This is a genomic window from Bacillus safensis FO-36b (genome assembly GCF_000691165.1).
GTDB classification, from domain to species: Bacteria; Bacillota; Bacilli; order Bacillales; family Bacillaceae; genus Bacillus; species Bacillus safensis.
This window is the reverse complement of record NZ_ASJD01000008.1, coordinates 1-13,579: the sequence shown is the minus strand read 5'-3', so window position 1 is coordinate 13,579 and position 13,579 is coordinate 1. Positions and strand designations below refer to the sequence as shown.

Sequence of the window (13,579 nt, the reverse complement as noted above, 5' to 3'; positions counted from 1 at the left end):
GATTGAAAATTTCATCCCACTCTAAGAACACATGATATAAGGAAGTGACATGCACAATGAAACCTATGCGATTAACACCTGCACATGATATACCTGCCGGTGCAGACTGGGTATATGAATTAAAATATGATGGCTTTCGGGCTATTCTTGTATGGGAAGAAGACGAGATGCGTTTAGAAAGCAGGACCGGAAAACGGCTAAATGAGCAATTTCCTGAAGTGATGGAGCAGTGCGAACAATTAAGAGACCAATTTGCTCCTTATTTACCGCTGACGCTTGACGGAGAATTGGTCTTTTTACTGAGTGAACAGCAAAGCGAGTTTGCGAAGGTTCAGCAAAGAGGCAGGCTGAAAAACAAAGAAGCCATCCAAAGACAGGCTGAACGATTTCCATGTCATTTTATTGCATTCGATCTATTAAGCTGCAAAGGGAAACCTATCGTTGATTCACCGTTGATGGAAAGAAAAAATCAGCTGCAGCAATTATTCCAAGAAGCAAAGCTCCCCTCATCAGTTCAGCTTGAGCACCCTTCCCTTTTGCAGGTCATTCATACAGATCCAGACTCTGAATACATGAAAAACGTGATGACGATGTATTTAGCAGAAGGACTAGTAGCGAAAAAAAAGATGAGTAAATGGCATGACAATACTCGTTCAAAAGAATGGCTGAAAATGAAAAACTGGCGGTATGTCTCTGTCATTGTCACCCGTTTTGACAAGGAAAATGGCTATTTCCAAGGTTCCATTTATCAAGATGCGGCTCTCATCGAGGTTGTACAATTCAAGCATGGATTTTCTAAAGAAGAAGAACAAACACTGCGTACGCTATTTCAGACAAAAGGCCAGTTAACAGGAGGATCATTATACGAAATCCCTCCTTCTATCGTTGCCAGCATTGCTTGTATATCCTTTGATGGATCGGCGTTAAGAGAGCCGCGTTTTTCTTCCTTTTTACTAGATGCTGATCCAGCAGCATGTACATTTCAGCACATGCTCAAACAGCTGTATCCACTCCCTGCTGCTATAGACGTCACTCACCCTGAGAAACCGATTGTCCCGGCTCTTCAACTAAACAAGGCAGATTACTTACTTTATTTAAGACAAGCGGCTCCCTACCTTTTGCCCTTTTTACGTGAAAGGCGTCTTACTTTAATTCGGTATCCGCACGGCACTGGAGATGAATTCTTTTATCAAAAGTCGACACCTGATTATGCGCCGGATTTTGTTTTGACAGATGAAGTTGATGATATTTCTTACACGGTCTGTAATGATCCTCGTACGCTTCTTTGGCTTGGCAACCAGCTGGCAATGGAATTTCATATCCCTTTTGAAACAAGAGATACGGATCGGCCGACAGAAATCGTCTTTGATCTGGACCCGCCATCTGTAAATGAGTTTCATCTAGCCATAGAAGCTGCTAAACGAATCAAAGCGCTTTTAGACGGGCTTTTCCTCACAGCCTTTATTAAAACAAGCGGAGGTAAAGGGCTTCAAGTCTATATTCCTTTAAAGAAAAACGCCTTCACATACGAAGAAACAAGACAATTCACCGCGTTTATATGCCAATTTTTATGTGAGCAAGCACCGGATCTTTTTACTCTGGAACGTCTTAAGAAAAACCGCGGCAATCGCTTGTATTTAGACTACATTCAGCATGATGCTGGGAAAACAATCATCGCTCCATATTCCCCAAGAGGAAATGAGCTTGGACTTGTTGCGACACCGCTTGAATGGGACGAACTCTATCATGATGAGCTTCATCCTTCTCTTTTTACGATGCCGGCTGTTATAGAGCGTTTAAAGGAAAAGGGCGATCCGTTCCGCCGCATGAGGCACCTTGTGAATGATGATACTTTTAGACAAGTCTTACATCAGCTTGCACACATGTGACCATCTCATCAGATGGACATTCGCGGTCATAAAGCGTTACACTTATTCATTAGAGAGGAAGAAAGGAATGACTATTTTGACCGCACATTCATTTCGAAATACAGCTTTGGTTTTCTTATGTCTTTCCGCAGGAATTGTTGATGTGATTGGCTATTTAAGCCTAGGGCATGTGTTTACAGCCAATATGACAGGTAATATTGTGCTGCTTGGCATTGCAGCAGGAAGCTCCTTGCAGCTAACAGCCCTTCATTCCATCATTGCTCTAAGTGGGTTCGTTTTAGGGGTTTTACTTGCAGTTGTGATAGGCGGAAAGCATGAGAAAACGTTTTGGCCAAAAGCCGTTACACGCATTTTTATCATCGAATTGATGATTTTGCTTCTATTTGCTCTCATGACCTTTTTCCCTTATACACAAGGTGCTTACTTTATGCTGATCATCCTTTTAAGTATGGCTATGGGCATGCAGACAGCAGCCGCTCGTAAATTGAATGTTGCTGGCATTTCCACAACCGTTCTCACGAGTACACTTGCTAACCTATTTGAAGATGCAGCTCAGCGCATATCATACCGGGAAAAAAGAAAGGCCCCTATCCAGCTTGTAAGCTTGATGCGAATAGGCTCTATTGTCTTCTACTGCCTAGGTGCAGCTATTGCTGCATATACAGATCGTTACGATCCATTTATCATCATCTGGCTGCCTATCATCATCCTAGGGGTCATTGTGATAACTGCTGCATTAAAGCACTTTCACCAATTGAAATAGCCTCTCTGGCTATTTCAATTATTGTGCTCTTAAACTAATAACTCCTCACATAAAAACCAGGAGGGCGTCCCATGATGAACGTAGAGCCATACGGATATCCAGAAAATGTCCCGAATCCCCCGTACCCCGGAAAACCTCCCAAGCCAGAGAACACACCAGGGCTCAAATAATACCCGCCGAAGCCGATATGGGAACCAACCGGCCCAATATGTGCTCCCCCTCCTGTAAATCCGCCTCCATGAAAACCACCATAAACCCGTGGATACATACAATCACCTGCCTTCGAATTAGACCTTATCTCATCATATGCATGACAAATGGGGCGGTGCTCCTGCTTTTTCTTTCCTTCTATGTACATTAGACCAATTTGATAAAATTTGAATGAAAAGTCCTGCAAAAAATTAAATTAAGCAAAGAAAAGTGACCTTTTTAACTTGTTGCTCTGCCCTATGTTTATTTAGAATAATAGAGCAGGTAATAAATTTGCACACCCCCTTTGTTGCGAATTCTTCTTATTAAACGTTCTTGCAGCGTTTAATAAGAAGAGCCTATTAAAACACAAAAAACCCTTGCTGACGATATCAACAAGGGCGAGAGATAAATGGTATTAACCACCAATGATTTTTTCTGCAACTTCGAAAGAACCTGTAACGTTTTGCGTCAGAACAGTCGCAGCGACCGCTAAACCTACAACGAATAATACTTTTAATCCTGTTTTCATCTTAAATCAACCCCATTCTTTTCATATGTAAATCCGCTTCTAAACTTTTGTTCAAGTAAAAAACAGACTGCTCATAAAGTGCTTGCTTTTCACAATATTTTGCTGCAAATTGTGATAGCTCTTTTACTTCATGATATTCATTCTTCTCTTCTAACTTTCTTAATTTCTCATCAATTTGCTGAAATCTTTGCGGTGCATGCGTTAAGTAAAGATCATGTACGATGCCTATTTTTAGCTGAAACACTTCATGAGAAGCATCTTTCATTCTGGCATATGCAGCCTCTATATATTGGCTTGCACGCTGCTTTTCACCAATCACACAGAGTTCTCGGCTGATCAGATACGTAGAATGGAAAAAGAAATCTGAATCATAATACTCTTGATGAGACAGTGCTTTTTCAAGATGACGTATCGATTCCTTCGGTTTATTCCAAAATGAATATAAAATGGCCACATTGTGATGAAGCTGAGCCAGCATAAAATCATCCTGCTCGCTTGTCAAAACTTTTTCTGCCAGACGATAATTCTCAAGCGCCTCTTCATACCGGCCGATCTCTGTTAGATTCGCTGCTATAAGAGAGTATGAAAGGGCCGTTCTTCTTTCATACTGCTTGTGCCGCTTATAGACGTGGAGCGCTCTGCGGATATAGCTTAGTGAGAGCATAATATGACTGAGCCGGTAATAAAGCCATGCCACTTTAAAATCGAAATCAGCACGTTCGATCTCACTTGGAATTTTATCTAAGAGCTTTTCAGCACTTTGATACATCTGCAATGCAACCTCATAATTACCTTGATGCTGCTCATACACACCCTCATAAAAATCAAAATAATAGGCAAGACGGTTAGACAGGTCATCTTCTTTTTTTCCATAATGACCCTCTATGCTTTTCGTTGAAACATTGCCCTTTTGCCCTCTTAAATTGTACATCAGAATGTGATGCCTCTTCTCAAGAAGAGAATAGTATATGAGGATATCCGCATCGTCAATTTCCTCTACCGCTTGTTTCGCTTTGGCAAATAACCGTTCTGCCTCATCTGCATGATCTTTTTTGATTTCCATGTTCCAGTCATTTAATAGTGATGCCAATTCCGCAACAGGAACTTTGCTCATTCTACACCCCCAATCACCTTCAGCTAAAACACATGAATTCACTAAATATGGAACTTCTATTAGCAATTGCTAATTAGTCCATTTGACATCATTTTAATATGAATCACTTGAATCTTCAACAACCGTTTCCATTGAAAGTGCGTTTCTTTCTCCTAGTCAACGATATTTGCGAAAAAATTCCGCCTTTTTTTAAAATAAACATCTCGAGATGAAATGAAAAAAGCCCAATGTCGAGACTTTCTAATCTTATGTTGGTTCATAGCAGCTTTTCATTTATCCAATTTCTTTATATAATATGATCAATCACTTACACGCCTCAGTAGCTCTAGAAGGGAAGAGCGCCGTAAAACAAATTGTAGCTGGCGGGTCGCAAGGCAAGGGTTTCAGAAGCACCGAAAAGCACATGAGCTGAGACAGGTGAAATTCCTGTCGGTGAAATTCCGTAGGGAAGCGTGTTGCCCCTAGCCTATGCTTACGAAAGGAGTGCGGGTTCGAATCCCGTCTGAGGCTTATGAGGTAGATGGATTGGGAGGATAAAATATCATGCATGTGTTTGAAGAATATATCAGCAAAATCGGTAACCCAGAGCTGAAGCAGCGCACTCAAGACATCTTACAATGGGTAGAAGACACATTCCCTCAATTAGAGCCAAGAATTGCTTGGAATCAGCCCATGTTCACAGATCACGGCACATTTATTATTGGGTTTAGCGTGACAAAACATCACATTTCTGTCGCACCAGAAGCAAAAGGAATTGATCAATTTTCAGCTGACATTGTACAAGCTGGGTACGATCATGGGAAAAATCTGTTTCGCATGAAAGAAAGCTTGCCAGTTGATTATCCTCTCCTAAAAAAAATCATCGAATTTAATATAGAAGACAAAGCGGATTGTTCAACGTTTTGGCGAAAATAAACAGTACCCCGATCTCAGCGTTAACAGATCGGGGTATTTTGCTGCAACAATGTTATTTTGTTCTCTTCCCTACCAATTTTTGTTCAAGCCATTCATAACATGACAAGAGGGCATCTACGCTCTTTTGGCATAGCGGCAAATATACAACGGCGGCGGCTGTTAAACACGCTATAGCAGCTCCTGCTAAGACATCTAATGGATAATGAACACCTACCCAAATCCTTGAAAAACCAACAGCACACGCAATGATCAGCCAATACATATGGCGTTTGTGAAACAGCCAAAAGATCAGGCAAATTGAAAAAATAAAGATGGTATGATCACTTGGAAACGAGTTATTCACTTCCTTTTGAATCAAAAGATTGACGTGGCTCATTTCTGCAAAGGGCTGCTGATTGAAATAAAGGAGCCCTGCGATTTTCCCAAGTAACTCTGCCAATATGAAGGTCACTCCGGCAGATACGACCATCGCCCTATTGTACCTGCTGCGATTTTGAAACCATACGAACAGACACATGAGCGCTGCCAGCAGCACTGTATATTCAGCTAGTCCAATAAATATCGGATTCAAGTAACCATGATCGATACTGAACTGATTCACCCACCTAAATAAATCTTCATTAAGTCTCTGCATCTCATTTCATCCCTTTTTACTTGATTTATGATAAAGATAATTGAAATGAGATGTCTGCCTCCATCGATCGAACGAACAAACTATGGAATCATATGACATGTTTGTCACTTTGCTGTCACCTGAACATCGTGTACTAACTAAAAACTCATCAAAAGCTATTAAATCACAGGAACAAAACTGTTATAATAGAACATAAGTTTGCATTTTATCAAAAAGGGGTTACATCATATGATCAAAACGGTGGATGGCAACATTTTAGAGGCAAGCGAAGACATCATCTGTCACCAGGTGAACTGTAAAGGAGTCATGGGCGCTGGATTAGCAAAACAGATCAAAAGCAAATATCCGAATGTGTACAAAGATTATAAACAGTTATGTACAGAACAAGGAGATGACTTGTTAAGCTCCGTTCAACTCATCACAACAAAAGACGGAAAAACAATTGCCAACTTATTTGCCCAAGCTGGATACGGAAGAACAAGAAAGCAAACAGACTACGATGCCTTACGCAGCTGCTTTCAACACCTAAAGGATACAGTGACACAATCACCTGCTGAGAAAAACCAAACATCCATCGCCATTCCATACGGGATCGGCTGCGGATTGGCTGGTGGCGATTGGACGATTGTGGAAGAGATGATTGAAGAGGTGCTGGGTGATTGTGAAGTGACGGTTTATCGGTTTAGATAATGGAAATGAGGTTTTATGAAACATATATGACAAATACCCTCCTTAATCGGAGGGTATTGTGCGTTAGTTATCGTCTTTATTTTTTATATAATTTAATACGGCTTCTTTATCTTCCTCATCATCGGGTAAAAATCCAAACGTTTCATATTCCCAAACTGCTATTCTCTGTATATTGTCAATACCTAAAGAAAATACATCATCGTAACCAAAATCTGTTGACATTTTTCCTGAATAAGTCAATTTCATTTTTACAGTTGTCCATTTATCTGATTGTTCTTTAGTATACTCTTCCCTCAACTGTCTTAGCTTTCTTTGTAAGTTAATCAACAGGCTATCATATATGTCTTCACTAACCTGATATTGATCTGGGATATTGTGTGAATAAAAATATTCCTCTTTATTAGGAACCGTAAAATAAAAGAGAGCAGATGCAGAGTCATCTAACATTTCTGCATACATCCAAATTGTATCCCACTCCACTGGAATCATTTCATTTAAATTTCTGGCTATTTCTCTATATAAGCTTTCCATCTCTTTTGTTTCCATTTGTTCATCCTCCTGGTCTGTTATATATTGTGTCTGTATAAACTCTTCCGTCTATCTTGTATTTGACTAGGAATTCAGATGGTCTTAACGAATCGGATTCATAAAATGCTTTTATTGAAACAGTCACAGTTTTAGGTGGATCGGTTTTCAAAGCTTTCAACCACCGTTGCTCCATCTCATACCATTTCCCGCCACTTCTATTAATCTGTGAACTCATCGGAACAAGGTTATCAATATCCCCAGACCCTTTAAAAATAGAGGCAATCAAGTGACCTCCGTCATCTTTTGATAATCGATCCGGCTTTCCTGAATTGGATTGGGCATATTGGTTTCTTTTGATCTCTCCGTATTTTAAATCCCTTGCTTCGACTTTGACAATGCGTCCGTAGTGATCGGTTGTGTAGGTGTAACCTTGCTTTGTTGAATAAACAACATTTGGTTTTAAAACTTTTTTACGTTTCCATCTCACATAATGATCTCCGTAACTGACAACGGTTGGCGGGGATTTTGGTGCTGGTAAGCGTCTGCCTGTCTTAGAGATACCGTAGCCTGAATTGTTGTCTAGACGCTTTGCCATAGAGAGGAGTTTATTTTTGAGATTTTCTCCGTCAAACACGTTATACGGCAGCTTCGGGCCACCAGCCATTTGAAATTTTGGTGAGTAAGGCAATAGATTCGGAATAGAGACTCTTTCTAATGATTTCGCTCCTTGTTCAAGGCCTTTCTTCATCGTACAGAAAATAGCCAATAAAAATAAGACACCCCAATAGAGGGTGTTTTTTAACCTCTCACCTTAAACACTTTCAAGAAAACGTCACTAAGTAAGATTCCAAAAGCTCCTGTATCACTTTCAACATCTTCTTCAACAATAAATAACCCTCCTTAAATTAGGAGGGCAATGTGTTAGTTGTTTTCTTCTTTATTTTTTATATATTCTTCGAGAAATTCCCTAACCGATTTTCTTTTTGGGTATATTCCTAAATTCTCATATGCCCATATGGCTTTTCTTTGTGATCCATTTAAACCTGAATTTAAGACATCATCATAACCAAATTCAATTGATAGCTTTCCTGTGTGATCTAGTTCAAGGGTAGCTGTTGTCCATACCTGTTCATTATGTTTTATAAATTCTTCTCTCAATTGTATGAATAACTCTTGCATTCTAATTAAAATATTAACGTATACTCGTTCACTAACTTGAAAGTCGTCAGGAATATTATGGCCATAGAAATATTTCTCTTCATCAGTGCAAAAATAAAAAGCAACCTCTGATGAATCATTTAACACTTCGGAGTAAAGCCAAACTTTATGCCATTCAGTTGGTATGATTTCGTGTATATTCTCGGCAATTTCTTTATAGAGTTCTGACATTTTATTTGTTTCCACTAAGGTTAACCTCCATACTCATTTTTTATATAAATATAATCTGTGCTTTCCCCTATTTTATATTTTACTTCGAAAGCTGAAGGCCTTAAGGAGTCTGAATGGTAGACTGCCTCAATATAGACAGAGACTTTTTCAGGCGGAACCTCCTTGAGTGCAGACAACCATTCCTGCTCCATCTGATACCATTTCCCGCCGCTTCGATTAATCTGTGAATTCATTGGAAGTAGATTATCAATATCGCCTGATCCTTTAAAAATAGACGCGATTAAATGACCTCCGTCATCATCTAGTAATCGATCTGGCTTACCTGAATTGGACTGAGCGTATTGGTTTCTTTTGACCTCTCCGTATTTTAAATCACTTGCTTCGACTTTGACAATACGTCCGTAGTGATCGGTTGTGTAGGTGTAGCCTTGCTTTGTTGAATAAACGACATTCGGTTTTAATACTTTCTTCCGTTTCCATCTCACATAGTGATCTCCGTAGCTAACAACAGTCGGTGGTGATTTTGGTGCCGGTAATCGTCTGCCTGTCTTAGAGATGCCGTATCCTGAATTGTTGTCTAGACGCTTTGCCATATAGAGGAGTTTATTTTTGAGATTTTCTCCGTCAAACACGTTATACGGCAGCTTCGGGCCGCCAGCCATTTGAAACTTTGGTGAGTATGGCAATAGATTCGGAATAGAGACTCTGTCTAATGATTTTGCTCCTTGTTCAAGTCCTTTCTTCACCGTTGTTTTGGCCGCTGTTGTCCCCGTTTTTGTGATGGCACCTGCCCCTTTAGAACCAAAGACGATTTCTGCTAGAGAGCCAGTCGCATAGGCGAACCAGTGTGATCGAGAATATGCATCACCATTGACGACTTCTTTTTGGAATGAGTCTGAAATCGACTTTCCAATCGCTTTCGACGTTTCAATTGGATGAGAAACAGCCGTTACGACCGATTCAACGGCACCTCCAGGATCTGTCACAAGATCGTAGATGCCAACTACTGTATCTTTGGCCACATCATATAGACCAACTGCTGCACCTTTTACAACATCAACGAACCCCTCTGATGCTTCTTCCTGCGCTTTGATCTGGAGAAGCTGGCTGTAATACATTTTTTGATCGTAAGAAAGATTCTCATATCCAATTTCGTTTACAATCTCAAAGTATTTCTCTTCTGATATACACGAAGGATCGTTGAGTTTTTCTTTCAATTCTTTGATTCTTCGTTTCTCTTTTTCTTCTTTTTTCAATTTTAAATATGCTTTCACCTGTGCATCGATTTTATCATGATTCTTGTACACATCTGTCTCATGAAATGCTTTTGCATCGTAATACATTGGCTGCGCATTTTTCCCTTTTCCTGTAGCAGCCATCATTTTTGCATAAAAAGTTGCAAGATGTTTCTCAATCGCTTCTGATTTTTCGTATTCTGTTTTTAGGGCATGATCTAATTTATGTACAGCATCAATTGCCTCTTTTCTTTTTTTATTGGCATCGTCTAAATGTTCATTGACCTCTTTACTTGAAAATACATTCAGTTCTATGAGATCACTGATGTCATCAAAAATAGTGGATAGGGCTTCTTTTTGTTCCTTGACCATATCTTTATTATTCTGAATCCCTTGTTTCAGTTGAGCGTCTAAGAAATGCTCATCAATAAATGTACTCCCGCCTAACGATTCATCATCAAGCTTTCCTTTTACCCCATCTAAAAAAGCTTTTTGCATATCAATAAAATCAAGATAAGTGTCTGTGTAAAGCGCAAGATCCTCATAAAAGGCTTTGATATTGTCTGCACCTTTTCCAGTAAATTCATCACCTAATCCCGACACACTTTTTAATGCTTTTTTCACATGCTGCATTTCGTCTCGAAGCTCCTGATAGGCTTTTGACCTTTGTTCGACAGCTGACAGTAAAGATGGAGCATCTAATATTTTCATATAAAAAAGACTCCTTTTATGGAATATTCTTTTACTAGAATACCATAAGGAGTCTGACACTTTAATCCACTTTATCGTTTTTTAACCAATTATCTTCTGTAGTGATGGATTAAATCTTATCCTTTCTATGACCCTGCACCTCTAGAGAAAAGCAACACTACCTCATTTTTAGCATCTGCCTGAGTTTGTTGTCCAGTAGGCATTCCAAGAATTGCACCTAATAGCAAAGCGGTAGTAATCATCATCATTATTTTTTTCATGATCATATGACCTCCTTTCCTATAAGCGTACAAGATTTCAAAGCCAATTCCAAGAAGTAGTTACTTTCTTCATAAAGATTTAACTTTTTATATATGGAGGCAACATCAGGAGCTAAAGCCTCTATATCAACATATGCCTTTCTTTCTTCCAAAAGACATAGCCCTTTCTTGATGTCCTCATAGCTTTCCCGTGGTGTTGTATAACATTTCTCAAGGATATTGAATTTCAAAATAAAGTTTGTGTTTTGCTGTTCTTTAGAGAAGCTTTTCCCCTCAGCAACCCAACTTATTGCCTGATTCAACTGATTTGATTTGTAGCTTGATCTTGCAAATTCGTACGCACATTGTAAGTATGAAACAGGAGCTGACTGTTTTAGATCATCTGCGCAAATTGCTTTGTTGAAATATTCAATTGCTTCTATATGGTGGTCATCCTGAATTTTGAGGAAGCCTAAATCATAATAAGCCAACGCTAACAATCTCTTATCATTCTTTTCAATCAGTCTATCGACACAATCCAAAAGCATTCGTTCAGCTTTGTCTAGTCTACCATCATCAATCAAATTCAGTGCCAACAACATATTACAGTTTATGGTCTGTATGCTGTAGCCTTCATGACCTTTGTAGATGTCCTTTGCTGTTTGTAGATGATGGTGAGAAAGGAGCGTGACCTTATTGAAATAGTAGAGTGTGCCAATTTTATAATGGAACTCAGCCTTTTCAATTTCATCATGTACCTTATCTAATTGTCTCTCAGCTACTCTGAATAGGACTAGGGCTTCTGAATAGTTATTCTTTGCACTCTCATACATACCTTTGAAAAGATAAAAGTAAAACCTTAGCATGTCATCTGTTTTGACTCTTTCACTTTCTGTTATTGTTGGTTGACCCACTAAATCTTCCATAAGCACCTTAAATCTGTAATCAAGAATATTGAAATAGAGTAAAACATCTTGATTTTCTTCCATTTCGCCTAACATTTCTTGAATCTCATCCCTCAACTCTACTGCTTGTGAGACTTCCCTCTTTTTAATATGTAGATACCATTTGTTGAGAGTGTTTGCTACATCTACAGAAGAAATCAAATTCGACATACCATTACCCCCTTGCTGTCATTTCCTTTGTATAATTTTAACATGATATTTACAACATATGTAAAGTCAAGGTGTTCATTTTAAAAGTTTTCGGTATCCCGCAAAATGCAAACATACTTATCTATAAAAGGTATGTTTATGTAGAGTGTATTAAAAGAGGATTAACATGGCAGTACAGAATTATACATAGGGATCTTGTAACACAAGAAATAACATAGCTTTCTAAAAATAGATTTAGTACAAAAAAGAAGAGAAAGTACTGATAGCGTTCCTACGGGTGTACTTGGGTGCGGATCATAACTTATATTATCTTTATATGTCTTTGTAGATCATCAACCTTGATTTATAGAGGTTTTCATACTAAAAAATAATACAAGATCATAAAATATTTTTAAATTTTGGGTGATTCGTGAGCGTTTTGTGGGTATTAAAGGAGCATGAAATGAACATACTCTAAAAGCTATGCTAGAGTCAGCGACCTCTACGCTGGCAGAGTGAACGACATCACCCGAAGCAAACTTACGTTCTCTGAAAAAGACTGATTTAATAAGGTTCTATGATGAGCCTTTCTGAATAAATATTTTCATTTCTGAACAAAACTGAAAGGGTTGGTCCCCAATCCGTCCCCATAAAAAAGCAGACCATGTAGGGTCTGTTTTAATTTTGCCTATACGTTTTGTAAAGTTGTGTTTCGTTCATTTTTTATTTACACTGGTTGCTCTTAAATATTATAATTACAAGGATAGATTACGAAACATAAATTTTTTGTGGTTTTCCGAGTTTTCTCTCTTACAACAGAATTGTGTTATTACGCTTATTATACAAAAAAGCTTGTAGACTTTGTCTACAAGCTTTTAACTATTTTTATATTTTATGATGATCCATCTGCAAATTTAATGATAGTTATATATGCACTACGAAGTGTACTATCTCCTGTTATTGTCCTATCTCCTCCAGAACGATTTGTTAGATTTATAGTATATGGTGTTGTTGTAACTATAATAATATTAGAAGAACTTAAGTTACCGCCTCCAGCATCAATACCAAAGGGACTTAGACCACCATCATTTTTAAGTAACCCAAATGCACTTGCTGGACTACCTGCTTCTAATTTTACACCCCAACTAGCATAGTAAAGACCAGGTTCTCTAATTGTAATTGTATCACTACCTTGTTGGTAAAAAAACGCACTTCCTGAAATAACTGCACCCGTTGTAAATACAACAAATCCATTATGTGGTATCACTTGATTTGTATCAGCAACTGTGTATACTCCGCTAGAAAGAAAAGGGCCTGTTGGGCCTGTTGGACCCGTGGATCCTGTCACACCTGCGGCTGCCAACAACGTATAATCTGGAGACGTACCTGGTGTGCCGGTTGGTGGTGCTGTATTTACGACATAAGTTCCGCCTTCATATGTCACCACTTGACCTACAGGATAGGTTGGATCTGTTGCTGGATCAAGTGCCACGATGCCAGTTAATCCTACTCCGGTTGCTCCGGTTGAACCAGTTACTCCGGTGGCTCCCGTATCTCCTGTTGCACCAGTTACTCCGGTGGGGCCGGTATCTCCGGTTGCACCAGTTACTCCGGTTGGACCAGTATCTCCGGTTGGACCGGTATCTCCGGTTGCACC

Annotated in this window: 13 protein-coding genes and 1 pseudogene; 4 read left to right on the top strand and 10 right to left on the bottom strand. The window is 39.1% G+C overall.

Translation table 11 applies throughout. The annotated features are described in order from the left end of the window. The first annotated feature begins 56 nt into the window (after nt 1-56). Nucleotides 57-1,889, top strand: coding sequence for a DNA ligase D (locus BA81_RS15035; RefSeq protein WP_034283377.1), 1,833 nt, complete (start codon nt 57-59; stop codon nt 1,887-1,889). 67 nt (nt 1,890-1,956) lie between these two features. After that, nucleotides 1,957-2,652 (top strand): YoaK family protein, encoded by a 696-nt coding sequence (locus tag BA81_RS15030; RefSeq protein ID WP_034283375.1) that lies wholly within the window; start codon nt 1,957-1,959, stop codon nt 2,650-2,652. Between the two features lie 34 nt (nt 2,653-2,686). Here the strand turns inward: BA81_RS15030 and BA81_RS15025 are convergent, their stop codons facing one another. After that, nucleotides 2,687-2,920, bottom strand: coding sequence for a hypothetical protein (locus BA81_RS15025; protein WP_034283372.1), 234 nt, complete (start codon nt 2,918-2,920; stop codon nt 2,687-2,689). Nucleotides 2,921-3,374: 454 nt separating this feature from the next. Then, a complete protein-coding gene (locus tag BA81_RS15020) occupies nt 3,375-4,487 on the bottom strand; it encodes a response regulator aspartate phosphatase (RefSeq protein WP_034283371.1) in 1,113 nt (370 codons plus the stop codon). A gap of 543 nt (nt 4,488-5,030) precedes the next feature. Between BA81_RS15020 and BA81_RS15015 the strand changes: the two genes are divergently transcribed. Continuing rightward, nucleotides 5,031-5,402, top strand: coding sequence for an iron chaperone (locus BA81_RS15015; protein ID WP_034283369.1), 372 nt, complete (start codon nt 5,031-5,033; stop codon nt 5,400-5,402). 52 nt (nt 5,403-5,454) lie between these two features. Here the strand turns inward: BA81_RS15015 and BA81_RS15010 are convergent, their stop codons facing one another. After that, nucleotides 5,455-6,036, bottom strand: coding sequence for an undecaprenyl-diphosphatase (locus tag BA81_RS15010; RefSeq protein WP_034283366.1), 582 nt, complete (start codon nt 6,034-6,036; stop codon nt 5,455-5,457). A gap of 228 nt (nt 6,037-6,264) precedes the next feature. Between BA81_RS15010 and BA81_RS15005 the strand changes: the two genes are divergently transcribed. After that, the gene (locus tag BA81_RS15005; RefSeq protein WP_034283365.1) at nt 6,265-6,726 is read left to right on the top strand and encodes a macro domain-containing protein; all 462 of its coding nucleotides are present in this window, start codon (nt 6,265-6,267) and stop codon (nt 6,724-6,726) included. Between the two features lie 63 nt (nt 6,727-6,789). Here BA81_RS15005 and BA81_RS15000 read toward each other — a convergent pair whose 3' ends face one another. The 7 genes and pseudogenes from BA81_RS15000 to BA81_RS19670 form a co-directional block, all read right to left on the bottom strand. Further along, complete coding sequence (locus BA81_RS15000; RefSeq protein ID WP_034283363.1) at nt 6,790-7,272, bottom strand: TIGR01741 family protein; 483 nt, start codon at nt 7,270-7,272, stop codon at nt 6,790-6,792. A 4-nt stretch (nt 7,273-7,276) separates the two neighbouring features. Then, a pseudogene (locus BA81_RS14995) lies at nt 7,277-8,005 on the bottom strand (DNA/RNA non-specific endonuclease); the annotation flags it as partial. A 170-nt stretch (nt 8,006-8,175) separates the two neighbouring features. Further along, nucleotides 8,176-8,658, bottom strand: a complete 483-nt coding sequence (locus BA81_RS14990) for an antitoxin YezG family protein (protein WP_034283361.1) — start codon at nt 8,656-8,658, stop codon at nt 8,176-8,178. A gap of 5 nt (nt 8,659-8,663) precedes the next feature. After that, the gene (locus BA81_RS14985) at nt 8,664-10,589 is read right to left on the bottom strand and encodes a T7SS effector LXG polymorphic toxin (RefSeq protein ID WP_034283359.1); all 1,926 of its coding nucleotides are present in this window, start codon (nt 10,587-10,589) and stop codon (nt 8,664-8,666) included. 125 nt (nt 10,590-10,714) lie between these two features. After that, nucleotides 10,715-10,849 carry a hypothetical protein gene (locus tag BA81_RS20080; protein WP_257787571.1) on the bottom strand — a complete coding sequence of 45 codons (135 nt, stop codon included), beginning with the start codon at nt 10,847-10,849 and terminating at the stop codon, nt 10,715-10,717. Between the two features lie 2 nt (nt 10,850-10,851). Then, complete coding sequence (locus BA81_RS14980; protein WP_034283357.1) at nt 10,852-11,943, bottom strand: Rap family tetratricopeptide repeat protein; 1,092 nt, start codon at nt 11,941-11,943, stop codon at nt 10,852-10,854. Between the two features lie 871 nt (nt 11,944-12,814). Then, complete coding sequence (locus BA81_RS19670; protein WP_080701235.1) at nt 12,815-13,414, bottom strand: hypothetical protein; 600 nt, start codon at nt 13,412-13,414, stop codon at nt 12,815-12,817. Nucleotides 13,415-13,579 lie beyond the last annotated feature (165 nt).

Excerpts from the sequence above, each read along its gene's own strand:
- BA81_RS15035 (WP_034283377.1), top strand. The coding sequence starts at position 57 with ATGAAACCTATGCGATTAACACCTGCACATGATATACCTGCCGGTGCA.
- BA81_RS15030 (WP_034283375.1), top strand. The coding sequence starts at position 1,957 with ATGACTATTTTGACCGCACATTCATTTCGAAATACAGCTTTGGTTTTC.
- BA81_RS15025 (WP_034283372.1), bottom strand. The coding sequence starts at position 2,920 with ATGTATCCACGGGTTTATGGTGGTTTTCATGGAGGCGGATTTACAGGA.
- BA81_RS15020 (WP_034283371.1), bottom strand. The coding sequence starts at position 4,487 with ATGAGCAAAGTTCCTGTTGCGGAATTGGCATCACTATTAAATGACTGG.
- BA81_RS15015 (WP_034283369.1), top strand. The coding sequence starts at position 5,031 with ATGCATGTGTTTGAAGAATATATCAGCAAAATCGGTAACCCAGAGCTG.
- BA81_RS15010 (WP_034283366.1), bottom strand. The coding sequence starts at position 6,036 with ATGCAGAGACTTAATGAAGATTTATTTAGGTGGGTGAATCAGTTCAGT.
- BA81_RS15005 (WP_034283365.1), top strand. The coding sequence starts at position 6,265 with ATGATCAAAACGGTGGATGGCAACATTTTAGAGGCAAGCGAAGACATC.
- BA81_RS15000 (WP_034283363.1), bottom strand. The coding sequence starts at position 7,272 with ATGGAAACAAAAGAGATGGAAAGCTTATATAGAGAAATAGCCAGAAAT.
- BA81_RS14985 (WP_034283359.1), bottom strand. The coding sequence starts at position 10,589 with ATGAAAATATTAGATGCTCCATCTTTACTGTCAGCTGTCGAACAAAGG.
- BA81_RS20080 (WP_257787571.1), bottom strand. The coding sequence starts at position 10,849 with ATGAAAAAAATAATGATGATGATTACTACCGCTTTGCTATTAGGTGCA.
- BA81_RS14980 (WP_034283357.1), bottom strand. The coding sequence starts at position 11,943 with ATGTCGAATTTGATTTCTTCTGTAGATGTAGCAAACACTCTCAACAAA.